Here is a 25,169-nt window from a genome sequence, read left to right as displayed (position 1 = left end):
TACGCTGGATCGGATCAGGAAAGGGCCTGCCGGACGAAGGGGTGGAGACCGCCAGATGCCCCCGAAGAAGGGCCGCAACCTCAGCGCCGACCACCGGGTGACCGCGGTGGTGCAGCAGCTCTCGGGCGGCTACCGCACGGTCGGGCAGATGGTCTACCAGGTCATCAAGGAACTGATCCTCACCGGCGCGTTCGCGCCCGGCGAGCGGATCCGCCAGGAGTCGATCGCGTCCGCGATCGGGGTCTCCCGGGTGCCGGTGCGCAGCGCCCTGCTGCAGCTGGAGACCGAGGGGTTCGTGACCTTCCACCCGTACCAGGGTGCGCGGGTCCGCAGCCTCGACAACGCGCAGATCGACGAGGTCTACCGGCTGCGCGCGCTGCTGGAGACCTACGCGCTGCGCCTGTCGATGCCCCGGATGGACGCCGAGCGCATCACGTCGCTGCGCACGCTCGCCGAGCAGCTCGACGCCGAACCGGAAGGCGCCGAGTTCCTCGACCTGCGCGTGCGCTTCTACCGCGGGCTCTACGACGCCGAACGCAACCCCATGCTGGTGCAGATGATCGAACAGCTGCGCAGCACGGTCGGCCGCTACCTGCTCAGCTTCCGCTTCAGCCACCGTCCGGCGAGCAAACACGCCGACCTCATCGACCGCGTCGCCGACGGCGACCTCCCCGGCGCGGAAGCCTGGCTCACCGCCCACCTCGACGGCGTCCGCGAAGGCATCGAAGCCTTCGGCACCCACGAGGACGACAACGGCGAGGAGTCGTCGCCGGAAACGGCCTGACTCCGCCACCGTCAACCGGCGGCGGCGTTTGGCAGGACGCACACGGCCACGGACACGCCAGACCACTGTGGACTCCCGCCGGGCCGACGCCTCGCCCGCCGTCCTCGGTTTCGTTGCGGCGACGACGAATCTCCCCGTCGCGAAGCCCAGCCGCCCGACTCAGCACTCGTCGCCTCGGCCTGAAATTCCTCGCTCAGTCGGCCGCCTGCGTCCCGCCCGGTGATGCCGCGCCCGCAGACCGCGGTTTCGACGCGACAGCGAACCTCCCGGCCGCGAGCCCACCCGACCGCTCTCGCCCGCCGCGCTTAAAGTTCCCGAGCAGCGAGCCGTCTGCCTCCGCTCACCGGGCCGAAGCCGCAGACCTCGATTTCCATGCGCGCGCCGAAACTCCCAGCCGCCGCGAGCTCACCCGACCGAAATTCGTTCGCCCGACCGGTCCCGCTCGCGCCGCCGCGCTGAAGCTCCCCGAGCAGCGAGCCGCCTGGTTCCGCCCGCCGGACCACTGAGGACTCCCACGCCGAGCAGCGCCGGGCCGGCACCGGTTTCGGCGTGTGTTTCAACGACCCTCCCCTACCGCACGACACGCGACCGGCCCTTGCCGCTCGCGCCGCCGTGCGGAAGATCCTCGCGCAGTCGAAGCCGGCTACTTCCGCGGGCCGCTCGCAGGGTGGGGCAGGCCGAGGTGGTCGCGGAGGGTGGGGCCGGTGTATTCGGTGCGGAAGCGCCCCTTGCGTTGCAGCAGCGGGATCACGTGGTCGACGAACGCGGTGAGCTCGTAGGGCAGCGTGGAGCCCATGATGGTGAACCCGTCGACGGCGCCGGCGTCCTGCCAGGTGAGGATGTGGTCGGCGAGCTGGTCGGGGGTGCCGACGAAGTGGTACTGGCCGGCGCCGCTCTTGAGGCCCTCGGTGATGTCGCGCAGGGTGGCCTGCGGGCGGGCACGGGAGGCGGCGTACAGCTGTTCCGCGCGGCTGGACGGCGCGGCGCGGCCGGTCCACAGCTCGGCCGGCAGCGGGGCGTCCGGGTCGAAGCCGTCGGGGTCGAGGCCGGCGGTGTAGAGGATGTTCTGCCAGCGGAAGTCCGGGCTGGCGAGGTCTTCGAGGCGCTGCGCTTTCGCCTGCGCTTCGGCCTCGGTGCCGCCGAGGGTGATCATCAGCGCCGGCAGCACGAGGACGTGGGCGGGGTCGCGCCCGGCGGCCGCGGCCTGCGTGTGCAGGTCGGTGCGGAACGCGACGGCGGCCTCGAGCGACGGCGGTCCGGAGAACACCAATTCGGCATAGCGCGCGGCGAGCCCGATCCCGGCCGGCGACTGTCCCGCCTGGACCAGCACGGGCCAGCCCTGCGGGGAACGCGGGAACGGCAGGATCCCCTCGACGTCGTAGAACTCGCCGTGGAAACGCGGCGCGTGGAGCTTGCCGCGCTCGGCCCACACGCCGCGCTCGCGGTCGCCGACCACGGCGTCGTCTTCCCAGCTGTCCCACGCCCGCGTGACGACGTCGACGAACTCGTGGGCACGCGCGTACCGGTCGGCGTGGTCGGGGTGCGCCGCCTCGCCGTAGTTCGCCGCGGCCAGCGGGGTGACCGTGGTGACGATGTTCCAGCCGGCCCGGCCGCCGCTGAGGTGGTCGAGCGTCGCCCAGCGGCGGGCGAGCTCCCACGGTTTGTTGTACGTGGTGGAGCCCGTGCCGATCAGTCCGATGTAGCTGGTCACCCCGGCCAGCGCCGACAGCACCGAGATCGGGTCGAACTGCGTCTGCGGCAGGTACGTCGTGCGGTACTCCGCGATCGCGATGTTGTCCGCCAGGAACACGGTGTCCATCAGCCCGCGCTCGGCCGTGCGCGCGATGTCCGCGTAGTACGGCAACCCGAGCACACCGCGCACGTCGTCCTCGACGACCCGCCACGCCGACTCGTGGTACCCGTTGGGCCACACGAACGCGTTGAAGTGCAGCTCTCCCGCAGTCATGGCTTCCGCCCCTCTCAGGCCAGTGTTTTCCCGAACCGCGCCGCCACCGCCTCACCGGCCCCGCTTGCACACAGCGTCGCGATGCCGGTCAGGCGTTGGCGAGGGCGGCTCAGGCCAGACCCTGCTGCTGCAGCCAGTCCTTCGCGACGTCGGCAGCCGGGTCGCCGTCGGCGTCCACGCGGGAGTTCAGCTCGCGCAGGTTGTCCGTGTTCAGCTTCGCGCTCACGGCGTTGACGACGTTCGCGAAGTCCGCCCCGCGCTCGTCGAGCACCTTCTGGCTCACGGCCGGCACCACGTTCTCCGTGGGCTCGATGCCGAGGTCGTCCTGCAGCACCACGTACTTCGGGTCACCCGCGACGGGGCTGACCGAGTCGACCGGGATCACGGTCGCGCCGCCGGAGTCGAGCTGCTGCACGCGCGGCCCGATCTCCTGCACGGTCTTGAACGTCGCGTTCGTCAGCTTGTAGACGTCGGTGAAACCCTTGAAGCACGGCAGCCGGGTCTCGCACTCCGGTCCGCCCGCCATGACCACTTTGTCCAGCTTCTTCAGGTCGCTGATCTTCGTGAGCCCCTTCGCCTTCGCGAGGTCGGCCTTCACGACGTACACGTCCTTGTCCTCGGCCGGCGAGTAGTTCAGCAGGCCGACGCCCTCCGGCTTGAACAGCTGCGCCAGCTGCGCGTGCTCCCCGGCGGCGTCCTTCACCGCGTCCTTGCCGAAGCCGGTCGCGATGGCCGCGCCCTGGTACTCCGGCACGAACTGCAGCTCACCCTTCTTCAGCGACGGGTAGATCAGCTCGCGCGAGCCCAGGTTCAGCTTGCGCGTGACCGGGTACCCCTTCGCCTCCAGCGCACCGGCGTAGATCTCCGCCAGGATCTGACTGTCGGTGAAGTTGAACGACGCCACGACGATCGGCGCGCCACCCTTGCTCTGCGCAGCCGGTTGATCACCGCCCCCGCACGCCGCCAAGCCCAGCGCGGCCACCGCCACCGCCGCGGCCACTCGGATGTTCCGGCTCCAGCCCACGTCCCCACACTCCTCACCAAGATCTACCGGGTGGCACCTTAACCGGGGACACCGACAAAAACCCGGATCGTGAGAATTACCTGTCCCGGGAATCCCCGGACGAGCGCGTGGGTTGCATTCGGGCCGAAGTGAACCGCTCGCCCAGCCACTCGACGATCCGGCCCGCTGAGAGACAGCCTCGTCGAACCCGCCGGCCGAAGATCGCGCCGATCCCCGTGTAGCTTGACGACAAGGTCGAAGTCACCGCGACGCTCGTCGACCACCCGCCCGTGTTCCCCGCGTTCGCGTTCCACTTCCGCACCCCGCACGCGACCGTGGTGTTCAGCGGCGACAGCACCCCGTGCGAAAACCTGACGAACCTCGCCACCGGCGCCGACGTGCTGGTCAACGAGGTCATGGCCGTCGAAGCCGCCACCGAGACGTTCCGCGGCACCCCGTTGTACGACACGATGACGATCCAGTTCACGAGCGCGCACACCCCGCTGAACTCCCGCCCCGCGGCGGGCGGCCACCCCCCGTACCCGGCGTCGGCGCCGTCGCCCGCACCGCCGGCGCCAAGGCGCTCGTCCTCACCCACGTCTACCCGGGCGACGGCTCCGTCACCGACGACCGGTTCCGCACCGCCATCGCGGCCGGCTACCGCGGCCCCGTGGTCGTCGGCAACGACCTGATGAGCCTCGACCTGGCCCAGCCGGCCGAGAAGTGAGCGCCGCCGGCCGGCCCTCCTCAGCCGTACCAGCCGCCATCGGCGGTGAAGGTCGCGCCGGTGACGTAGGAGGACAACGGGCTGGCCAGGAACGCGACGAGGCCCGCGTACTCCTCCGGCCGCCCGATGCGCCCGATGTCGTTGGGCGACAACGCCTCGACCAGCCGCGGCTCGATCTCGTCCCACGTGCGGCCCCAGTCGTTGCTCCGGCCGAGTTCCTCCAGCGCCGGCTGCATCGCCGGCGTGAGGATGCCCCCGGCCGCGACGGTGTTCGACGTGACGCCGGTGTTCTTCAAGTCCCGCGCGAGCGACTTCGCGAGTGTGTTGCGCGCTCCGTTCGTGGCCGCGTAGTGAGGCTGGGACGCGGCCGGGAGGGCGCCGAGGACGCTGCTGATCTGGATGACCCGGCCCCACCCGCGCTCACGCATGCCCGGCACGAACCGCTGGATCGTGCGCACGCTGGTGATCACGTTCACGTTGTAGAGCCCGGCCCAGTCCTCTGTGGACGCCGTGGCCCAGGTCAGGTTCGAATCGTACGCGCCGATGTTGTTGACCAGCACGTCGATCGGACCACCCTCGACGGCGGCCGCGGCCACCTCGTCCGCGCCGCGGTCGCTGCCCAGATCGCCGATCGCGTACGCCGCCTCGCCGCCCTCATCGAGGATGGCCTTCGCCACGGCCACCGTCCGCGCCTCGTTCCGCCCGTGCACCACCACGGCTGCCCCCTCGGCCGCCAGGCGCTTCGCGATCGCCTCACCGAGCCCGGAGCTGGATCCGGTGACGAGCGCGCGCTTGCCGCGCAACTGCAGTTCCATCTGTGCTGTCCTTTCGCCAGGTCTGCGTTCGCAGGGTGCCGACGAAAAAATGGACTGGCAAGTCCATACGTTGACCGACACCCCGGCCACCGGTCACCCGCTGGGGAACTCCCCGATGCAATGCCCGGCCGACCCGGATGAGGCTGCCAACGACGACCGGATCACCGACCGAGGAGGGCCGCGCCGATGGTGTCCTGGAGCCGAGTGGGCCACGCCGATGTCGTTCGCGCGCTGGAGGAGTACGACCGGCTGGGCGCGGAAGGCTTCTTCGCCGCGCACGGGTTCGGGCCGTCGCGGAGTTATGAGCTCGTGTGGCGCGAGCGCCGCTACCCGCACAAGGCCGTGCTGGGTACCGCGTACGAGTTCGCGACCGGTGAGCGCCTGGCCCCCGCCGACTTCGAAGGCGGCCGGTCCGGCGCGGTGAAGGTGCTTGAAAAGCTGGGGTTCAGCATCGTGGCGCGTGCGGCGAAGCAGTAGCAGGCCGACGCGCACCCTAACACTTCCGCAAGCCCCCGTAAGGCTTCATTAATGGCGACGGCCGCGGAACTTGCCTAGGGTTCGAGTCAGCGCCACCACGAGCGCACCGGCGCCGGGTGGACCTCGGCCTGGCCACGAGGGAGAAGACGTGAGCCCCCGCTTCGACGGCCTGCGCGCCGTGTTCTTCAACGGCACCCTGAAACGCTCCCCGGAACCGAGCAACACGGAAGGCCTCATCCGCATCAGCGCGGACCTGATGGCGCGCGAGGGCGTCGAGGTCGAGGTGATCCGGACGATCGACCACGACATCGCGATCGGCGTGTATCCGGACATGACGGAGCACGGCTGGGCGAGCGACGAATGGCCCACCCTGTACGAGAAGGTGCTCGCCGCCGACATCCTCGTCCTGTGCGGACCGATCTGGCTCGGCGACAACTCGTCGGAGACGAAGAAGGTCATCGAGCGGCTGTACGCCTGCTCGCACCTGCTCAACGACGCCGGCCAGTACGCCTACTACGGCCGGGTGGGCGGGTGCCTGATCACCGGCAACGAGGACGGCGTGAAGCACTGCGCGATGAACGTGCTCTACAGCCTCCAGCACCTCGGTTACACGATCCCGCCACAGGCCGACGCCGGGTGGCTCGGCGAGATCGGGCCCGGACCGTCCTACCTGGACCCGGGCTCCGGTGGACCGGCGAACGACTTCACGAACCGCAACACGACCTTCATGACGTGGAACCTGATGCACCTCGCGAAGCTGCTCAAGGACGCCGGCGGCGTGCCCGCGCACGGCAACCAGCGCGCCGCCTGGGACAACGGCGAGCGGTTCGACTTCGCCAACCCCAACCCCGAATACCGCTGAAAGGCCCGCGATGACGACTGTCGCCACGATGCTGGTGAAGAGCCTGGCCGACCACGGCGTGGCGGCGATGTGGGGGGTGGTCGGCGACGCCCTCAACCCGATCACCGACGCGCTGCGCCGCGAGCCGCGCCTGCGGTGGATCGGTGTGCGGCACGAGGAAGCCGGGGCGTTCGCCGCGGGTGCGCAGGCGCAGCTGACGGGCCGGATCGGGGTGTGCATGGGCACGGTCGGCCCCGGCTCGATCCACCTGCTGAACGGGCTCTACGACGCGAAGAAGTCCCACGCGCCCGTCCTGGCGATCTGCGGTCAGGTGCCCAGCGCGGAACTCGGCAGCGACCACTTCCAGGAAGTCGACAACGACGCCGTTTTCCGTGACGTCGCCGTGTTTTCCCGGACCGTCACCGACTCCGCGCAGCTGCCGTACCTGCTGGAGCTGGCGGTCAACACGGCCTACGCGCGCGGCGGCGTCGCGGTGCTCACGGTGCCGGGTGACGTCGGGGGGCAGGACCTTCCGCACGGGACCCGGGAGCCGCGGTTCGTGACGCAGCGCCCGCGGGTAGTTCCGCTGGCTCCGGTGCTGGCCGAGGTCGCCGACGTGCTCAACGACGCGGCGACCGTGACCATGCTCGTCGGAGCGGGCGCCCGCGACGCGCGCGACGAGGTGCTCGCCACGGCCGAAGCCCTGGGCGCGCCGGTGGTGCTGACCCTCAAGGGCAAAGAAGTGCTCGAAGACGGCAATCCGTACCAGGTCGGGCAAACCGGCCTGCTCGGCAACCCCGCGGCTCAACACGCGCTCGACCACGGCGACGCCCTGCTGATGGTGGGCACGGACTTCCCGTACCGCGACTGGTACCCGAAGAACAAGGTCGTGGTGCAAATCGACGCCGACGGCGAGCACATCGGCCGGCGCGTCCACGTGGACCACGGCCTCGTCGGCGACGCGCGAGCGACGCTGTCGGCGCTCCTGCCACGGCTCGAACCGAAACCCGCGCGCGAGCACCTCACGGCGGCGACGGCGAAGTACGCGGCGTGGCGCGACCGGCAGCGCCACCTCGCCGATCCGGCGTACGACTCCAGCGCCGCCGGCCGCGTCCGCAAGCACTTCGACAACCGCGAGCACGCCATCCGGCCGGAGGTGCTCGCCGCGGCCGTCGACCGCCACGCCGCGGACGACGCGGTGTTCACGTCCGACACCGGCATGTCCACCGTGTGGCTCGCGCGCTTCGTCACCCTGCGCGGAACCCGGCGACTGCTCGGTTCGTACAACCTGGGCTCCATGGCCAACGCGCTCCCGCAGGCGCTCGGCGCGGCCCAGCTCGACCCCGCCCGCCCGGTCATCGCGTTCTGCGGTGACGGCGGGCTCACCATGCTCATGGGCGAACTGCTCACGGTCGCCGCCTACGACCTGCCGGTGAAGATCGTCGTGTTCGACAACTCCCGGCTCGGCATGGTGAAGCTCGAACAGGAACAAGGCGGCATCCCCGAGTTCGGCACGCAGCTCGCGAACCCGGACCTCGCCGCCGTCGCCCGCTCCTGCGGCATCCACGGCGTCCGCGTCGAAAACCCCGGCCACGTCGACGCCGCCGTGCGCGACGCGCTCACCCACCACGGGCCCGTGCTGCTCGACGTCGTCACCAACGCCGAGGAGATCGCGCTGCCGCCCAAACCCACCGCCACGCAAGCGTGGGGCTTCGCGATCGCGAAGCTGCAGGAGACGCTCGTTTCCGCGCACGACACCGAGGAGACCCCGTAGCGGCACCGGGGTGTCAAGCACCGCACGGCGCCGTCCGGATCAAGCCCGCGGGAGCCGCGCGGCGACGACCTCGGCGATCGACTGAGCGCTCGCGCAGATGACGTCGAGGTGCCCCTTGTTCGCCTCGTCGGTGTACTCCACGAGCACGGTCTCGTCGCGTTGCGCCGGCGTGCCCTTCAGCGACGGGATCGCCGGGGTGTAGGTGCGGTAGTCGACGGTGACGTCGCAGGTGTCGCCTTCGTCCTCGTGCGGGTCGACGTACGCCGGGCGCCCGCCCGCGGTCGTGCGGGTCTGGCCCTCCGGCGGATCGGCCGCCAGCGGCCACTGCCGGTCGTAGTACAGATCCACCGATTCGGCGTCGTGGCCCCACGAGCAGGCCCAGTTCCCGAAGTGCCGGTCGATCGGGTGGTCCGGACCGGCGAACCGGCGCAGCGTCGCGTCGTCGACGAGGGTGCAGGCGTCCACGCGCGCCAGCGAAGCCGGGGGAAACGGCTGGGCGCGGCGCGCGATCGGGCCGCGGACCGCCCGTGCGTAGGCATCCCCGACGACGGCGTCCGCCATCGCGCACAGCTGCTGGGCTTCGCCGCCGTCGGCGCGCACGGAGCTGACGGTGACGACCGTCAAGTCCGGCAGGACGAAGTAGCGGCGGCACTTCCCCGGGTCGGCGTTCGGGCGCTGGATCTCGCCGAGCCGTCCGCGAACCGGGGGCACCTGCGGGTACTCCTCCGGAGCGGACAGCTCCAGGCTGGTCACGATCGTGCCGCCGTCGCCGGGCAGGGTCGTGTCGAGGTCGCAGCGGGCGAACGTGCCGAGGTTCGGTTCGAGGAACACCTTCCCGTACGGGCCGAGGGAGTTCACCGTCAGCAGCGAGCACGGGTCGGCGGTGGCGGGGTCCCCGACGAGGTCCACGGTCGCGTTCGCGGCCGGCGGCTCGCCGCGGGTGAACACCAGGAGCCCGGCGACCAGCAGCACGACGGCGCCGAGCACGCCGGCGGCCACGAGCTTCAGCCGCCGCCCGGGCCGTCTCCGGCGGGGTGACACCGGCGCCGCCGGCGCGCCCGTCAACAAGGCCTCCGCCTCGGCGGCGCTGGGGCGTTTTCCGGGCGAGCGGCTGAGCATCGCTGCGAGCACGGGTTCGAGCGAACCGGCGTGCCGCGCCGGTTCCACGGTGCCCTCGGCCGCGCGCCGCAGCTGCGCGAAGGGCCCGCGTTCCCCGCTGCCCCAAGGGGAAACGCCCTCGACGGCCGCGAACAGCGTCGCGCCGAGCGAGAACACGTCCGCGGCGGAGCCGGCCGCGTACCCGTTCGCGACCTCCGGAGCGAGGTACCCCGCCGTGCCGCCGACGCTGGCGCTGCCGGTGAGCGTGACCTCCGCCCAGCGGGAGATCCCGAGGTCCGCGAGCTTGGCCGTGCCGTCGTCGGTGACCAGCACGTTGCCGGGGGTGATGTCGCGGTGCACCATGTCGCGGGCGTGCATCGCGGCGAGCGCGGAGGCGATCTGCGCGCCGATGGCCGCGGCCCGCTCCGGTGCCAGGACCCCGTCGGCGCGCACGATCTCTTCCAGGCTGCGCGCCGGCAGGTACTCCATCACCAGCCACCGGTCGTCGCCGTCGGCGACGGAGTCGAACACCGCCACGACGTGCGGGTGGTGCAGCGATGCGCCCAGCCGCGCCTCACGCCGGATCTGCCCGCCGTCGCCGTCGATCGACCGCTTGAGCGCGACGGTCCGCCGCAGCTCCAGATCCGTCGCCCGCCAGACGACGCCCATCCCGCCGGCGCCGAGGCGTTCCTCCAGCCGATAGCGCTCGGCGATCACGTGCGGGGCAGCCACGCGCTCAGTGTAGGGAGCGCGCGGCCGCCCAGTGGCGGGATCACGTCATCTCGTCGCGATCAGACCTTCGCCGCTCAGGATCGGCCGAGCCGGGACTGGGAGGCGATGCCGCGGGCGACGAAGTCGTCGGCGTCCACTCCGGACTCGACCAGCAGGGCGTGGGTGTGCTGCCCGAGCGCGGGGACGTCGCCCATGGCCGCCTCGACGTCGGCGAACGTCGCGGGCGGCAGGAGCGCGTCGACCTGGGCGAATTCGGTGCCGACCTTGCGCCACCGGTCGCGGGCTCGCAGCTGGGGGTGGTCGACGACCTGGCCGACCTGCTTGAGCTGGGCGGCGGGCACGCCGGCCGCGGCGAGCCGCTCGTCGAGCTCGGCGTTGGTCCAGCGGACGGTGCGGGCGGCGACCGCGGCGTCGCATGCGGCGCGGTGGGCGACCCGGGCGACGTTGGTGGCGAACCGCGGGTCGCCGGCGAGTTCCGGGGCTTCGAGCACCGAGGAAACCAAGGTGCGCCAACCGGTGTCGTTCTGCACGCCGATCAGCAGCTGCCCGTCACGGGTCGGGAAGGCGTCGTAGGGAGCGATCGAGCTGTGGCTCAGTCCCATGCGGGAAGGCTGGGTCCCGGAGTACATCCGGGTGTAGAGCGCGTAGCCCATCCACTCGACGGTGGCCTCGAACATCGAGACCTCGATGGTGGCGCCCTCGCCGGTGCGCCAGCGGCGCAGCAGTGCGGCCAGCACCGCCTGCGAGCAGTACATGCCCGAGGCGATGTCGGACGTCGGGATGCCGGTCTTGACCGGCGTCTCGGGTGTGCCCGTGATCGCGATGAGGCCGGCCTCGGCCTGCACGAGCATGTCGTAGGCCTTGCGGTGCTCCATCGGCCCGCCCGAGCCGAAGCCGGACACGTTCACCACGACGAGCTCGGGGTGCTCGGCGCGCAGGGCGTCCGCGCCGAGGCCGAGGCGCTCCGCGGCGCCCGGGGCGAGGTTCTGCAGGAACACGTCGGCGTTCGCGATGAGCCGGCGGACGACGTCGCGGCCCTCCGGCGTCTTGAGGTCGAGCGCGATCGACTCCTTGCCGCGGTTGAGCCAGACGAAGTGCGCGCCGGTGCCTTGGACGACGTGGTCGTAGCTGCGCGCGAAATCACCGCCGTCGATGCGCTCGACCTTGATCACGCGAGCGCCGAGGTCGGCGAGGTTGCGGGTGGCCAGCGGCGCGGCGACGGCCTGCTCGATGGCGACGACGGTGACCCCGTCGAGCGGGCGCGTCACGACTGCTTCTTCTTCTCGGCCCGCACGAGCCCGCCGCCGATGATCAAGCGCTGGATTTCGCTGGTGCCCTCGTAGAGCCGCATCAGCCGCACGTCGCGGTAGATACGCTCGACGGGGACCTCCTTCAGGTACCCGCTGCCGCCGTGCACCTGCACGGCGAGGTCCGCGGCCTTCCCGGCCATCTCGGTGCAGAACAGCTTCGCCGCCGACGGCGCGATCCGGCGGTCCTCGCCGGTCACGTACAGCCGGGCGGCCTCGCGGGCGAGGGCGCGGCCGGCGAGCACGCCGGTCTGCTGGTCGGCGATCATCGCCTGCACCAACTGGAAATCCCCGATCGGCGTGCCGCCCTGTGTCGCGGTGGCGGCGTAGGCGACCGATTCGTCGAGTGCGCGCTGCGCGGTGCCGACGGCGAGCCCGGCCAGGTGGACGCGGCCGCGGGCGAGCGACGTCATCGCGGCCCGGTAGCCGACTTCACCGTCCCCGCCCACCAGCGCGTCCGGGCCGACGCGGACCCCGGAGAAGGTGACGTTCGCGGTGCGGGAACCCTCCTGCCCCATCTTGGCGTCCTTCGGGCCGACGTGGATGCCCGGTGCGTCGGCCGGCACGAGGAACACCGCGATCCCCGGACCGGACTCCGACGCGGGCCGGGTCCGGGCGAACACGACGAACAGGCCGGCTTCGGTCGCGTTGGTGATGAACTGCTTGCCGCCGTCGATGAGCCAGCCGTCGCCGTCCGGTTTCGCGCTCGTGCGAAGTCCGGCCGGGTTGGACCCGGCTCCGGGTTCGGTGAGCGCGAAGGAAGCGACGACCTCGCCGGACGCGATGCCCGGCAACCACCGCGCCCGCTGTTCGTCCGTGCCGAACCCGACGAGGACCTGGCCGGCGATGCCGTTGTTGGTGCCGAACATCGAGCGCAGGGACAACGACGTGTAGCCCAAGGTCATGGCGACTTCGACGTCCTGGATCAGATCGAGGCCGAGCCCGCCCCACTCCTGCGGGATCGCGTACCCGAACAACCCCATCGCGGCGGCTTGGTCCCGGAGGTCGGCGGGGATGGCGTCGGTGGTCATGATCTCGCGTTCGCGAGGCAGGACGCGGGTGCGCACGAAGTCGTCGATCTGGCTGAGGACGTCCGCGAACACGTCGTCGGGGACGTCGGGGTTGCCCGTGTACATGACCATTACTATCGACCGGCGATTGATATCAGTCCAATACCTAATCAGTCCTTGTGCGATACCATCTGGACAATTATGGATGTCCAGCAGCTCCGTTCGTTCCTCGCCGTGGCCGAAGAACTGCACTTCGGCCGCGCCGCCGAGCGGTTGCACGTCGCCCAGCCGCCGCTGAGCCGCACGATCAAACAGCTGGAACGCGAGCTCGGCGTGCAGCTGTTCGAGCGCAACACCCGCTCCGTGAGCCTGACCGCCGGCGGGCAGGCGCTGCTCGACCCGGCGAAGGACGTCCTCGAAGCGTTGCGCCGTGCCGAAGCCGCCGTGCGATCCGCCGGCGACGGCGAGGTCGGGCTGGTGCGGATCGCGTTCGCCGGCGTCTCCACCCACCCCCTGGTCGCGCGGCTCGCGCGGCTGATCCGGTCGCGTCGCCCCGGCATCCGGCTGGAGCTGTCGAGCCAGAACTTCGCCCAGCCGGCGATGAAGAAGCTGGTACAGGGCGAAACCGACATCGCGCTGGGCCGGTGGGACGTCGTACCGGGCGACGTGGCCGCCGAAGTCGTGATGCCCGACGCCCTCGTGATCGCGCTCCCCGACACCCATCCCCTGGCCGGCGCGCAGCGGCTCTCGATCGAGCAGCTGAAGGGCGACACTTTTGTGTCGCTGCCACCGCACGAGGGCGCCGTCCTGCCGGATCGGCTGCGCCGCTTGGCGCACGCCGCGGGTTTCGTCGCGGACGTCGTGCAGATCGCACCCGACACGCAGACCTCGCTGGCGCTGGTCAGTGCTCAGGTGGGCTGCCACCTCACACTCAGTTCCGTCGCCCGCAACGTCACCGACCCGCACGTGGCGTTCGTCCCGCTCGACGCTCCACCTCAGGACGTCGATCTGCGCGCGGCGTGGCGCCGTGACGACCGCCGGCCCGAACTGCGGGCGGTGCTCGACGAACTGCTGGCGCTCTGACCCGTCCACATCAGACTGTGCGGTCCACCGCGGACGCGAACAAGGCGGAAAGCTCTTCGCACGTCGCGAGCAGCCGTGGTGCGCAGGCCCGGCCGTGGCGGATCCGCTTTCCGCCGATGGCACGATGAAAACGGCGCCCGAGCGAGAGGTTCGCTCGGGCGCCGGATCGAAAGCGTTGGTACGGCTCAGGAAGTGACCCCGGCCCCGGCACCGGCGGGAGCGGGGAAACCTCCCACCGCCTGCTCGTAGGCGTGGGCGACGCGCAGGACGGTGGCGTCGTCGAACCGCTTGCCGATGATCATCATCCCGGCGGGCAGGCCGTCCACGAGCCCGGCCGGAACGCTGCAGGCGGGGTGCCCGGTCACGTCGAAGGGAGCCGTGTTGCCGATCATCGACAACGCCGTGTCCAGGTAGTCGGCGAGGGAGATGTCGCGCGACGGCAATTCCCGCGCGACGTAGGGCAGCGTCGGCATCACGAGGACGTCGTACTCGGCCAGTGCCGCGTCGTAGGCGTCGCGCAGTTCGTAGGAGAGGTTGCGCGCCATGGCGTAGTACTTCCCGCCGCCGAGCTCGAAGGTGTAGCGCCCCGAAAGGCCGACGAGTTGGACCGTTTTGGACAGTTCCCCGCCGCGCGCGAGCCGGCCCTGGGCGTAGTGCGCGATCAGCTCCGGGTCGTACTGGCCCCAGGTGCCCATTCCGTAAGCGTTGCCGTCGACCATCTGGTACGCGGCACCTTCGGTCGCGATCACGTTCCACACCGCCATGGCGTCGGTGTGCCACGGGACCGAGACCTCGTCCGCGGTCAGCCCGGCCGACCGCAGCACGTCCACCGCGGCCCGGACCGCGTCGTCGACGCCGCCCAGCGACACCGGCGTCCCGAACCCTTCCCGCACCACGCCGATCCGCAGACCGGCCGGGCTCTCGCGCAGAGCGGCGAGGTAGTCGACCGGATCGAGCACGGTCGGCTGCCGGGAGTCGTACCCGTCGACGCCGGCCAGCACGCCGAGCATCAGGGCCGCGTCGCCCACCGTGCGCGTCATCGGGCCGAGGTGGTCGATGGTCTGCTCGATCGGGAAGGCGCCGGTGTAAGGGACCAGGCCGTACGTCGGCTTGTGTCCCACGATCCCGGTGAACGACGCCGGGATCCGCACCGAACCACCCTGGTCGCCGCCCACCGCCAGGTCGACGTCGCCGTTCGCCACCAACGCGGCGCTGCCGCTGGACGACCCGCCCGCGTTGCGCGAACGGTCCCACGGGTTGCGGACCGGCGCGGGCCACGACGTGAAACTGGCGCCGGAGAAACACAGGTCTTCACACGTCGACTTGCCGGTGATCGTGGCACCCGCGGCGAGCAGCCGGCGCACCACCGTCGCGTCCCGCCTCGGCACGAAGCCGTCCATCGTCGCCGATCCGTTGACCATGGGCACTCCGGCCACGGCGATGTTGTCCTTCACCGCGACCGTGCGGCCCGCCAGCGGACCTTCGGTCGTCTCACTGATCCTGGTCCGCACCGACCAGGCGTTGAGCGGATTGTCCGCCGGCACCGAGGATTCCCGTTCGGGAACCGCGGGCGCCGTCCTGGCGTGCAGCCGTTCGACCTCCTCCGAAGCCGCCAGGGTCGCCTGAACCGCGGGGACGAATTCGTCGATCTCCGCCTCGGCCAAGGCGAATCCGTAGTGCTGGGACAAAGCCGCGAGCCGGGCCGCGTCGGGCGCGGGAATAGCCATGACCGCTCCTTCGGGTGGGCGAGTGCGTCGAACCTAGGGAGGACCGCCCGACTCGTCAACGAAGGGCGAACCATTCGGCCGAACGCCCGCGGACCCACGGTCCCCAAGTCCACCCAGCGATTCGTGGCGAGCTGAGCACATCACCGCGCTCCGAAGCCGTCCAGGAAGGTGGTCACGAGCACGTCGGCGGCCTGCGCTGCAGTCAGCTCGGACATCTCCTGGGCCGCCAGGTGCAGCAGATTGCCGAGGACGACGCCGGCCCACCCGTCCGGCATCCCCGGCCGCATCAGGCCTTCGTCGGTGGCCCGCCGGAGGAAGGCGTCGACTTCCACGATGGCGCGCTGCCGCCGTTCGCGGATCGCCGGCTCCGCGCGCATGCGGGTCAGTTCGACCGGCCAGGTGCGGTTCACCTCGATGATGCCCTCGACGTAGCGGTGCAGCGCGACCGGGGCCGGCGCCTCGCGAAGCCGCGCCGCCTCGATCGCCGCCTCGATCGCGTCCAGCCGTGCCTGGTAGACGGCGGCCAGCAGTTCGTCGCGGGAGGCGAACCGGCGGTAGACCGTGCGGCGGTCGACGCCGGCCTCGGCCGCGATCGCGGCGATGCTCGCGGCCGGGTCCTGGGCGAGCATGCGCGCGCCGGTGGTGAGCACGAGTTCCACGTTTCGCGCGGCGTCAGCTCTCATGCCTCCAACCTACACCACGGTGTGACGCTCCAGACAGTAATTGCCACACTCATGTGACACATAAGTGCTACAGTGGTGAGGCAGATAGAGAGAGCACCCCGTCAAGGAGACACCGTGATCACCCACCCCGACCTCTTCATCGGCGGCACCTGGACCGAGCCGAGCGACCCCCGGCTCCTCGACCTCCTGTCGCCGCACGACGGCTCCCTGCTCGGCCAGGCCGCGCAGGCGCAGCCCGCCGACGTCGACCGCGCCGTGGCCGCCGCCCGGCAGGGGTTCGACGAGGGCCCCTGGCCGCACACGGCGCCCGCCGAGCGGATCGCGGCCGTCCGCCGGCTCACCGCGCTGCGGGAGGAACACGCCGACGAGATCGCCTCGCTCATTTCGGCGGAGAACGGCTCCGCCCTGTGGTTCACCCGCGCGGGCCAGCCGGGCCTCACCCGCCAGGCGAACGCGTACCTGAAAGCGGCCGAGGACCTCGGCTGGGAGGAGACGCTGGAACCGTCCGATCCGAACGCGCCCTTCCGGTCCGTGGTGCGCCGCGAAGCCGTCGGCGTCGTCGCAGCGGTGATCCCGTGGAACTCGCCGTTCTCGGCCGCTCTGGCCAAGATCATCCCGGCGCTGCTGGCGGGAAACACCGTCGTGCTCAAGGTTTCGCCGGAGAACTCGCTGAGCATGAACCTGCTCGCGCAGCTGCTGGAGCACGCCGAGCTCCCGGCGGGGGTGATCAGCGTGCTGCCGGCCGATCGGGAGACCAGCGAGTACCTGGTCACGCACCCGGGTGTCGACAAGATCGCGTTCACCGGTTCCACCCGGGCGGGCCGCCGCATCGCGTCGCTCGCCGGCGCGCAGCTCAAGCGCGTCAGCCTCGAGCTCGGTGGCAAGTCCGCGGCCGTCATCCTGCCCGACGCCGACGTGGAGAAGGCCGCGCGAGGACTGCAGTTCAGCTCCCTGCTCAACAACGGCGAAGCCTGCATCGCGCAGACCCGGATCCTCGCGCCGCGCAGCCGCTACGATGAGGTTGTCGGCGCGCTCAAGGCCGTCGTCGAGTCCCTGCCCGTGGGCGATCCGAGTGCCGACGAGACCTTCATCGGGCCGATGGTCCGCCGCGACCAGCAGCAGCGCGTGCTCGACTACATCCGGACCGGCCTCGACGAAGGCGCCCGGCTCGTCACCGGCGGCCCGCAGATCCCGCCGGGCCTCGAAGGCGGCAACTACGTCACGCCCACCGTGTTCGCGGACGTCGACAATTCCATGCGCATCGCCCAGGAGGAGATCTTCGGGCCGGTCCTCGTCGTCATCGCCTACGACGACGAAGACGACGCCGTGCGCATCGCCAACGACTCCGAATACGGTCTGTCCGGCGGCGTCTGGTCCACCGACGAAGCGCACGCGCTCGCGGTCGCCCGCCGCATCCGCACCGGCACCGTCACCATCAACGGCGCCCCCATCGGCTTCGACGGCCCGTTCGGCGGCTTCAAAGCCAGCGGAATCGGCCGCGAATACGGCGCAGCCGGGCTCCTGCAGTACACCGAGTCGAAGACGGTCACCGTCTGACTGCCGCCCGACTCACTTGCTCACTCCTCACGAGCGGGCCGGCCACAACGACGCTTTCGACCGGCTCGCTCGACTCGCCCTGATGACACGCCCGGCCGGCGAGCACCTGCGGCACTGCACGCAATTCACACCTGGCATGGGCAGCCACACGGCCCTCGTGTCTCCCACCGCCCGCTTGATTCACGCTTGGCGGGACCCCGCCAAGCGGCACCTGGACTGTCTGGCGGGCTCTTAATTCGCACCCCAGAGCCGAGCCGATCAGCACTCGTACTCACGAGTGACTCACCCGATTCGCATCCGCAGGGCCGTCGCACCCGATCCCGCTTCTTCCGATCCACACCCGGAGGGCCGCAGCTGCCTGGCCGGCTCTCAATTCACACACCGCAAAGCCGAGCCGACCACCACCCGTACTCACGACCGACCCACCCGATTCCCATCCGCAGACGCCGCCGCACGCGACCCCGCCCCCTCCGACCCAGACTCGCAGGGGCGCAACACCCGCACTGTCTGGCCAGGTCGCCCGGTTCACACACCGCAGAGCCGAGCCGACCAGCACCCGTTCTCGCGACCGACCCACCCGATTCGCATCCGCAGACGCCGCCGCACGCGACCCCGCCCCCTCCGATCCATACCCGCAGGGCGCAACACCTGCGCTGCCCGGCCCGCTCTCAATTCACACCCCGGCAGAGCCCAGCCGACCACCACCCGTACTCACGACCGACCCACCCGATTCGCATCCGCAGGCGCCGTCGCACGCGATCCCGCTCCTTCCGATCCACACCCGGAGGGGCGCAGCACCTGCACTGTCTGGCCAGGTAGTCCGGTTCACACCCCGCACAGCCCGGCCGATCAGCACCCGTACTCCCGATTCCCGCTCATCACACCGCGCCGCCGCACCAGTGCTTCGGACCGGCTCGCGCGGCCGGACCCCGGCAAACCCCCCACCGGCGCTCGACCGATTCACCCACCCCACATCCAGCAGGCCCCGGCCGTGCCAGCCGCTCCTGCACTCTTTTCTCGAGGTCGTTTCCCATGCGTAGTGCAACCTCCGACACATCCGCGAGATCCGCGATCCGGCTCGCCATGACCGCGTTGGTGCTGGCCGTGTTGCTGGCCTCCCTCGACCAGACCATCGTGTCCACCGCGATCCCCCGGATCGCCGCCGAGCTCAACGGGTTCAGTGACATCGCGTGGGTCAGCGCGGCGTACCTGCTCGCGTCGACCGCCGTCACGCCGTTGTGGGGCAAGCTCGGCGACATGCTCGGCCGCAAACGGCTGTACTTGGTCGCCACGAGCACTTTCCTGGTCGCGTCCGCGCTGTGCGGCCTGGCCCGGAATCTGCCGGAGCTGATCGCGGCGCGCACCCTGCAGGGCGTTGCCGGCGGCGGCATGATCGTGCTGACTTTCGCCTTGGTCGGCGATCTCGTCAGCGCCGCCGAGCGCGGCCGTTACCAAGGTCTGTTCGGTTCCGTGTACGGCGTCGCGAGCATCGTCGGCCCGTTGCTCGGCGGGGTCTTCACGGACCAGCTGTCCTGGCGGTGGGCGTTCCTGATCAACGTGCCCGTCGGGTTGGTCGCGCTGGTGATCGCCGCCCGGGCGCTGCCGGCCGCGAAGCGCACCGCCGCCGCCCGCATCGACTACCTCGGCGCGGTGCTCCTCGCCGGTGCTGCGACCGCGCTGGTGCTCATCGCCTCGTTCGGCCAGCGGTGGGGCTGGACGTCGCCGGGCGTGCTGGGGCTGGGTTTCGCCGCTCTGGTGCTGATCGCGCTCGTCATCCCGGTCGAGCGCCGAGCCGGCGCACCGGTGCTGCCGCTGTCGCTGTTCTCCTCCCGCACGGTCGTGCTGTCGTCGGCGGTCGGGTTCATCGCCAACGTCGCGATGTTCAGCGTCCTGGTCTACCTGCCCACGTACCTCCAGATCGTCGACGGGGTCACCGCCACGCTCTCCGGCGTGCACATGCTGCCGCTGGTCGTCGGGCTGGTCGTCAGCCAGAGCCTCGCCGGCCGGTGGGCGGCGCACCCCGCGCGGCGCAAGACCGTCCTCGTCACGGGAATGGCCCTCAACGTCGCCGGGCTCCTGCTGCTCAGCACTCTCGCCCCGCACACCGTGCCGATCGCGCTCTTCGGCTACTTCTTCGTGACCGGGATCGGCATCGGCCTCGTGCCGATGGTGGTGATGACGGCCGTGCAGAACTCCGTCGCCGCCACCGATCTCGGTGCCGCCAGCGCCGTGGTCACCTTCGCCCGCTCCATCGGCGCCGCGTTCGGCGTGGCCGCCTTCGGCAGCCTCCTGGCGAGCGACTTCGCCCGCCGGATCCCGGCGCACACCATCGACCCGACACGGCCGGACACCATCGCCGCCCTCCCGGCCGACGTGCGCGCCCCGCTGCTGACCTCGTTCGCCGACGCCATCGGGCACGGCTTCCTCTGGCTCGTTCCCTTGGTGGCAGCGGGAACCGTGCTCGCCGCCCTGCTGAAGACCAAGGCGGCATCCACTGGCTCCGAGCGTCAAGACCTCGACGGCACGCCACCGCAGCACCTCGCAGCGACGAAGTGACACCGAAGGGGACTGTCCGAAACGGACAGTCCCCTTCGCGCCGTGACGCGCCGACTCGCCTGAGGCGGCACATTCTGCTTCGCGAACACGTTGCTCAGAGAGTGATCGCTACTTGCTCGGCGACCACGAGCAGCCGCCGGACAGTTCGAGGAATTCGCCGCTCTTGACGGTGACCGTGGTGGGGCCGGAGACCAGGCCGTTGGTGATCAGGGCGGCGAAGTCGCCGGAGTCGTTGCGTTCGCGAGCCCAGTAGCAGCCGAGGTCGCCCCCGCCGGGGCCGCTGGTGCGCCATCGGCCCGCGGGAATGTCGCTGCCGACGTGGTAGACCCCGTCGCCCACTTGACCGGATTGTGCTTTGGACTGCTCGGCCTCGACGGGAGCCGGGACTTGCTGGGTCACCGTCGCGGTTGTGGTCACCGTGGACGGGGCCGGCGGGTCGACGGCGGCGGGGTCGTCGTCTGGGTCACCGCGACGGTGCGGCGGCCTGAGCAGCCGCATTGGTTTCACGAGGCAGTGGGGCACAGCGGGGGCGTCGCGGGTCGCGGAATCCGGTCGGGGCCGGGGGTGGCGCGGGCGAGACCGCCGCATGAAGCGGCGAACGAGTCCGGCCCCGGCGGGTTTCGGGCCTGCCGGGGCCGGAGGTGGGGTCAGTTCAGCTTGCGCGTGTCCGACGGCAGGCCGCCGCCGGCGTAGACGTCCTCGGCGAGCTTCGCGAGGGCGGTGAGGGCCACGTTCTGGCTCCACGGGCCGTAGGAAACCCGCGAGACGCCCAGTTCCTGCGCACGCGCGAGCGGGATCGAGCCGGGGATGCCGATCAGGTTGACCTTGCGCTCGCCGAGCGCGTCGACCAGGCGGGCCACCTGGTCCTCGTCGAGCAGGCCGGGCACGAAGAAGTTCGACGCGCCCGCCTCCAGGTAGGCGCGGCCGCGGGCGATGGCGTCGGCAAGCACCTCGTCGGGGTCGCGGTCACCGGCCTTGACGAACGCGTCCGTGCGGGCGTTGAGCACGAAGTCGACACCCGTGTGCTGGGCGGCGGCCACGGCGGCCTCGACCGCCTTCACCGAATCGGCCAGCGGTTTCATCTGGTCCTCGAGGTTGCAGCCGACGGCGCCGACGTCGATCGCCCGCGCGACCGTGCCGCCCGGGTCGCCGTAGCCGGCCTCGAGGTCGGCGGTCACGGGCAGGTCGCCCGCGACGCGCACGATCAGGGCGACCTCGGCGATCATCTCGTCGCGCGGGATGTTCTCGCCGTCGGGGTAGCCGCGCGAGGCCGCGATCCCGTGGCTGGGGGTGGCCAGCGCCTTGGTCCCGGGCGTCTCGGCGACGACCTTGGCGGTGATCGCGTCCCAGACGTTCACGACGAGCAGCAGTTCCGGGGCCGCGTGCAGCTCCTGCAGGAGCGTGGCCTTGTCTGCGGTGGAAGTCATGCCGTCAATCTATCGCCGGGCCGTCGATCCGGGACGTCCGTGCTCCAGCCGGTCGCCCTGGGCGGGGCCGCATCCCTGGTTTTCAGCCGCGGACGAGTTACCGTCGTATCCCGGGACAACCCCGGCGCCGGAGAAACGAGACCACGATGAGCGACGAACAGGCGGGACCCGACACCAGAGGCGTAACGGTGCAGGTCCTCGCGACCGTCGACCTCGCCCGGGAAATCGCCGGGATGGCGGGGCGGCACCTTCGCATGCGGATGGTGACGATCGAACCCGGCGGCGTCTACGGCCCGGTCCGCGACCACCGCGGCCGGCCCGGCACCGTCTACGTGCTGCAGGGAACGATCACCGATCACCGGGACGGGGTGACCACGGACTACGGTCCCGGACCCGGCTGGCCCGAGGACCGGAACACGACGCACTGGCTCGAGAACCGGGGAACCGTTCCCGCCGTGGAGATCTCCGTCGACATCGTCGGAGAAGGCTGAAGGCGCGCTCGCTCACTTCGGTGGTCGCGCGGCGAAGATGCCGCTGGCGGTCATGATCACGCGCCCCTCCGCGTGGAAGGTGGCGCGGGCGAACGACAGCCGGGAGCCGTGGCGGGTGACGTCCGCCTGGCCCTGCAGCCACGTGCCGCGGTGGGCCGACCCGGTGAAGTCGGTCGTCAGCGAGACGGTGACGATCGGCGGGGATTCGGGGAACGTGCGCAGGATCGTGTGGCCCAGGACGCTGTCGGCCAGCGCGACGAGCAGTCCGGCGTGGACGAAGCCGCGAGCGTTGGTGTGCTTGCCCTCGAGCCGGAGGCCGATGACGAGCGGGTCGTCTTCGGCTTCGTAAACCGGCCCGATGAGCTCGAGGTACGGGCTCGATCGCCGATAGGGCACGAAGCCAGGCGGAGGTGAAGGGTTCTCCACCTGGTGACCGCCGACGTCCGGGTTGACCGGGTTCACGCGTGCTGCCCGGTGAGCGCGGAACCGGCGGCCTGGCGCTCTCGCTCGCCGTGGTCCGGCGTCGCGAGCAGGTGCGGGATCCTGGCCGCCGCCTCGATCGCCGTCCGGTTCATGACGTCACGAAGCTCGCGGCGGCGCGGGTCGGCGGGGTCGAGACCACGCTGAGCGGCGCCCAGCGCGTTGAGCCGGCTGCGGGAAACCCAGCGCGCCACCTCGGGCCGCTGCCGCCACCGAGCGGTGTTCACCAGGGTGGGCAGCCACATCGTGAGCCAGTCGAGCGGAACCGTCGGATACGGCACCACCTGGCACATCGCGTTCTTCTCGTCGTCATCGACCGACAGGCTTTCGACGAACCCGATCAGCGCCGCGCTGAACACCGGCTGGACCTGCCGCGTCGGAAGGATGTTGACCGCACCGGGTTCGAACACGGCGAGATCCGGCGGCGGCTGGTGAAGCGCCGCGGCGCTGCAGTCGACGTACAGCGTGTCCGGGTCCGCCTCGACGGTCCCGTCGTCGAGCACGATCCGGTTCGTCTCGATCGTGGTGACGTGCCCCAGCCGCACCACGTCCTCGATCCGCTGCAGCTGCGCGAGCTCACCCCGCGACAGCACCGCGGCCCGGTAGGCGGTCGGCTCCACCTCGGAGTCGAAGCGCATCAGGACCCCGTACGATTCCAGCAGTGCGAACAGGTTCCGAGGTGAGGTCGCTTCGGCGATCGCGCGGAACCCGTTGATGGAACTGCGCATGACGCGTTCGAAGTTCTCCGCGAACGGCTGCAGGCCGGCGCGATCCATGACCCACGGATCACGCGGCCTGATCCACCGGATGCGGCCCGGCTCGACGCCGTTCGCCAGCAGCCACAGGCACGCGTCCATCCCGGTCTTGCCCGCACCGACCACGGTGTAACAGGGGTGGCGCCGGCGCAGCGACGGCAGCCCGTTGATCGGGATGAGCTGGACCTGCGACATCACGCTGTAGCGGGGCCCGTGCGTCGCCGCGACCTCCGTCGCCACGTGCGTCGCGTCGACCAGTTTCCGGCGCAGCGCAACGTCGATCCGCGACTCACCGAGCAGGGACGTCACTGAGTGCTCGCCGCCCGGCCCCCGGCGGTATTCACTCATCGGCAGCCACGTCACCCGGCCCGAGGGCAGGAACCGCTCCTGCATGACCCGGTCGAAGTAGTCGAGGATCTCGGCCTTCGACGCGAGGTCGTACCCTCCCGCGTTCGGACCGCTCGGGTACTTCACACCCCGGCCGAGTTCCCGCGAGCCGACACCGTAGTACGCCGAAGGCTGGTGCAGGCGGACGAAGGAATACGCGTCGTTCCAATGCCCGCCCGGCTGCTCGTGCCGGTCCACCATCACGATCCGGTGATCCGTCTCGTCCAGCAGGGTGTCGACGAACGCCATCGCACTCGCCCCACCCCCGACGACGAGGTAGTCGGTCTCGAGTTTGCTTGCTGCCACGGAAACTTCCCTTGCGCCTGAGTCGAACCCTTAAGTTACCGATAAGTAACTTGAGGGCGAGCGTACCCGGACGGCAAGGGCCTGCCGCTACCCGTAAATGGGGGTGATCTCGTCGGGACGACGAAGGCGGTAGGAGACATCGTTGGCCAGGCGACCCCGCGGCAGTGCTGCCCGCCGACACGGGAACGCTCCCCGAGTAGCCGCGACGGCTCAAGTTGCCGATCGACACGCGCACCACGCCTCGCAGCAGCGAGCGTCCTCGCCGCCACCCGGCGCTGGGAGGCGTGGATTCCGACGGGCGGCACCGAATGACCGGGCGAGCAGTCTCGTAGGCGCGCTGGACGTGGAGCTTCCCAGCACAACCTCACGATCCGCGCTCAGCGTGCCGGAGCGAGCTCGGGCACCTCCCGGTAGCCCAGTCGCGCGGACAGTTCCCGCGCGCCGGTGCGCACGAACCCGGCGAGCTCGGCGCGGGCTTCCTCGCTCCAGCGGATGGTGGGCACGGTGATGCTCATGGCCGCGACGACGGTTCCCCCGGCGTCCCGGACCGGGGCGGCGACACACGCGGCGTCCTCATTGGACTCGCAGTACTCGATCGCGAGCCCGGTGTCCCGGATCTCGGCGAGCTGTCTTTTCAGCTCGGGCAACGAAGTGATGCTGTTGGCCGTCATGGCGGGCAGCGCCCGTTTGCCGTACAGCTCAGCGAGTCGTGTCGAGTCCACATTGGACAGAAGCATTTTGCCGACCCCCGTGCAGTGCGCGGGCAGCCGGCGTCCGACGCCGGAAACCAGGCGCAGGCGGTGGCTGCTGTCGACCTTGCCGATGTAGGTGACCTCGTGGCCCTCGAGGACCGCGAGGTGCACCGTCTCGCCGCACCGCGCGGCGACGCCGGTGATCACCTCGTTGCCCTCGCGGGCGAGATCGAGCTGTTCGGAGAACACGCTGCCCAACTGGTACAGCGGCACCCCGAGCCGGTACTTCCCCGGCTCCGGGGCGCGCATGAGGTACGAACGCTCCAGCAAGGTGTTCACCAGCTCGTGCGCGGAGGTCCTCGGCAGCGCGAGTTTCCGGGTGATTTCGGGCAGCGAGTGGTAGCCGCCGTCGAGGAACACCTCCAGGATGTCCAGCGCGCGGCTCAGCGCGGGAACGGCCCGTGCCATGTCTTCTGCCTCCTCACCGTGTG

General features: G+C 70.9%; 22 protein-coding genes. 9 read left to right on the top strand and 13 right to left on the bottom strand.

The features are described 5' to 3' along the window. The first annotated feature begins 55 nt into the window (after nt 1-55). Nucleotides 56-784: a GntR family transcriptional regulator gene (locus ACIA77_RS36715; protein ID WP_395890689.1), complete on the top strand. Its 729-nt coding sequence runs from the start codon at nt 56-58 to the stop codon at nt 782-784. 643 nt (nt 785-1,427) lie between these two features. Here ACIA77_RS36715 and ACIA77_RS36710 read toward each other — a convergent pair. Next, entirely contained in the window at nt 1,428-2,750 is a 1,323-nt protein-coding gene (locus ACIA77_RS36710) for an NtaA/DmoA family FMN-dependent monooxygenase (RefSeq protein WP_395890688.1), read from the bottom strand. Between the two features lie 109 nt (nt 2,751-2,859). Further along, nucleotides 2,860-3,774 carry an ABC transporter substrate-binding protein gene (locus ACIA77_RS36705; RefSeq protein WP_395890687.1) on the bottom strand — a complete coding sequence of 305 codons (915 nt, stop codon included), beginning with the start codon at nt 3,772-3,774 and terminating at the stop codon, nt 2,860-2,862. Nucleotides 3,775-4,043: 269 nt separating this feature from the next. Between ACIA77_RS36705 and ACIA77_RS36700 the strand changes: the two genes are divergently transcribed. After that, a complete protein-coding gene (locus ACIA77_RS36700) occupies nt 4,044-4,445 on the top strand; it encodes a hypothetical protein (protein WP_395890685.1) in 402 nt (133 codons plus the stop codon). Nucleotides 4,446-4,500: 55 nt separating this feature from the next. On the opposite strand, the gene ACIA77_RS36695 is transcribed toward ACIA77_RS36700, so the two are convergent. Then, nucleotides 4,501-5,295, bottom strand: coding sequence for an SDR family NAD(P)-dependent oxidoreductase (locus tag ACIA77_RS36695; protein WP_395890684.1), 795 nt, complete (start codon nt 5,293-5,295; stop codon nt 4,501-4,503). Nucleotides 5,296-5,481: 186 nt separating this feature from the next. Between ACIA77_RS36695 and ACIA77_RS36690 the strand changes: the two genes are divergently transcribed. The 3 genes from ACIA77_RS36690 (at nt 5,482) to ACIA77_RS36680 (ending at nt 8,387) form a co-directional block, all read left to right on the top strand. Beyond that, nucleotides 5,482-5,772, top strand: a complete 291-nt coding sequence (locus ACIA77_RS36690; protein ID WP_395890683.1) for a hypothetical protein — start codon at nt 5,482-5,484, stop codon at nt 5,770-5,772. Nucleotides 5,773-5,920: 148 nt separating this feature from the next. After that, entirely contained in the window at nt 5,921-6,634 is a 714-nt protein-coding gene (locus ACIA77_RS36685; RefSeq protein ID WP_395890682.1) for a flavodoxin family protein, read from the top strand. Between the two features lie 10 nt (nt 6,635-6,644). Continuing rightward, a complete protein-coding gene (locus tag ACIA77_RS36680) occupies nt 6,645-8,387 on the top strand; it encodes a thiamine pyrophosphate-dependent enzyme (RefSeq protein WP_395890681.1) in 1,743 nt (580 codons plus the stop codon). A 39-nt stretch (nt 8,388-8,426) separates the two neighbouring features. On the opposite strand, the gene ACIA77_RS36675 is transcribed toward ACIA77_RS36680, so the two are convergent. The 3 genes from ACIA77_RS36675 to ACIA77_RS36665 all read right to left on the bottom strand — a co-directional run bounded on the left by ACIA77_RS36675 (nt 8,427) and on the right by ACIA77_RS36665 (nt 12,660). Beyond that, nucleotides 8,427-10,217 carry a serine/threonine-protein kinase gene (locus tag ACIA77_RS36675; protein WP_395890680.1) on the bottom strand — a complete coding sequence of 597 codons (1,791 nt, stop codon included), beginning with the start codon at nt 10,215-10,217 and terminating at the stop codon, nt 8,427-8,429. Nucleotides 10,218-10,291: 74 nt separating this feature from the next. After that, on the bottom strand, nt 10,292-11,485 hold the full coding sequence (locus tag ACIA77_RS36670; RefSeq protein WP_395890679.1) for a CaiB/BaiF CoA transferase family protein: 1,194 nt from the start codon (nt 11,483-11,485) through the stop codon (nt 10,292-10,294). Continuing rightward, a complete protein-coding gene (locus tag ACIA77_RS36665; protein WP_395890678.1) occupies nt 11,482-12,660 on the bottom strand; it encodes an acyl-CoA dehydrogenase family protein in 1,179 nt (392 codons plus the stop codon). Before ACIA77_RS36665 ends, ACIA77_RS36670 begins: the two co-directional genes overlap by 4 nt. Before the next feature lie 75 nt (nt 12,661-12,735). On the opposite strand from ACIA77_RS36665, the gene ACIA77_RS36660 reads away from it, so the two are divergent. Then, complete coding sequence (locus ACIA77_RS36660; RefSeq protein ID WP_395890677.1) at nt 12,736-13,617, top strand: LysR substrate-binding domain-containing protein; 882 nt, start codon at nt 12,736-12,738, stop codon at nt 13,615-13,617. 185 nt (nt 13,618-13,802) lie between these two features. Here ACIA77_RS36660 and ACIA77_RS36655 read toward each other — a convergent pair whose 3' ends face one another. Further along, on the bottom strand, nt 13,803-15,344 hold the full coding sequence (locus ACIA77_RS36655) for an amidase (protein WP_395890676.1): 1,542 nt from the start codon (nt 15,342-15,344) through the stop codon (nt 13,803-13,805). A gap of 140 nt (nt 15,345-15,484) precedes the next feature. Next, a complete protein-coding gene (locus ACIA77_RS36650; RefSeq protein WP_395890675.1) occupies nt 15,485-16,027 on the bottom strand; it encodes a TetR family transcriptional regulator in 543 nt (180 codons plus the stop codon). Between the two features lie 114 nt (nt 16,028-16,141). Here ACIA77_RS36650 and ACIA77_RS36645 point away from each other — a divergent pair, with 114 nt between their 5' ends. Both ACIA77_RS36645 and ACIA77_RS36640 read left to right on the top strand, forming a co-directional pair. Then, entirely contained in the window at nt 16,142-17,584 is a 1,443-nt protein-coding gene (locus ACIA77_RS36645; protein WP_395890674.1) for an aldehyde dehydrogenase, read from the top strand. A gap of 1,083 nt (nt 17,585-18,667) precedes the next feature. Further along, nucleotides 18,668-20,140: an MDR family MFS transporter gene (locus ACIA77_RS36640; protein ID WP_395890673.1), complete on the top strand. Its 1,473-nt coding sequence runs from the start codon at nt 18,668-18,670 to the stop codon at nt 20,138-20,140. A 108-nt stretch (nt 20,141-20,248) separates the two neighbouring features. Here ACIA77_RS36640 and ACIA77_RS36635 read toward each other — a convergent pair whose 3' ends face one another. Beyond that, nucleotides 20,249-20,539, bottom strand: coding sequence for a hypothetical protein (locus ACIA77_RS36635; protein ID WP_395890672.1), 291 nt, complete (start codon nt 20,537-20,539; stop codon nt 20,249-20,251). Between the two features lie 248 nt (nt 20,540-20,787). Beyond that, nucleotides 20,788-21,567 carry an isocitrate lyase/phosphoenolpyruvate mutase family protein gene (locus ACIA77_RS36630; RefSeq protein WP_395890671.1) on the bottom strand — a complete coding sequence of 260 codons (780 nt, stop codon included), beginning with the start codon at nt 21,565-21,567 and terminating at the stop codon, nt 20,788-20,790. Nucleotides 21,568-21,713: 146 nt separating this feature from the next. On the opposite strand from ACIA77_RS36630, the gene ACIA77_RS36625 reads away from it, so the two are divergent. After that, nucleotides 21,714-22,058 carry a cupin domain-containing protein gene (locus tag ACIA77_RS36625; RefSeq protein WP_395890670.1) on the top strand — a complete coding sequence of 115 codons (345 nt, stop codon included), beginning with the start codon at nt 21,714-21,716 and terminating at the stop codon, nt 22,056-22,058. A 12-nt stretch (nt 22,059-22,070) separates the two neighbouring features. Here the strand turns inward: ACIA77_RS36625 and ACIA77_RS36620 are convergent, their stop codons facing one another. From ACIA77_RS36620 to ACIA77_RS36610, 3 genes are all read right to left on the bottom strand, one after another. Further along, on the bottom strand, nt 22,071-22,454 hold the full coding sequence (locus ACIA77_RS36620; protein ID WP_395890669.1) for a PaaI family thioesterase: 384 nt from the start codon (nt 22,452-22,454) through the stop codon (nt 22,071-22,073). Between the two features lie 62 nt (nt 22,455-22,516). Further along, complete coding sequence (locus ACIA77_RS36615) at nt 22,517-23,986, bottom strand: NAD(P)-binding protein (RefSeq protein ID WP_395890668.1); 1,470 nt, start codon at nt 23,984-23,986, stop codon at nt 22,517-22,519. Between the two features lie 377 nt (nt 23,987-24,363). Continuing rightward, entirely contained in the window at nt 24,364-25,146 is a 783-nt protein-coding gene (locus tag ACIA77_RS36610; protein ID WP_395890667.1) for an IclR family transcriptional regulator, read from the bottom strand. Nucleotides 25,147-25,169 lie beyond the last annotated feature (23 nt).

It is taken from the genome of Amycolatopsis sp. NPDC051903 (assembly GCF_044452505.1).
Taxonomy (GTDB): Bacteria; Actinomycetota; Actinomycetes; order Mycobacteriales; family Pseudonocardiaceae; genus Amycolatopsis.
Note: the sequence above shows the minus strand (reverse complement) of the source record. Positions and strands in the feature narration are given on the sequence as shown.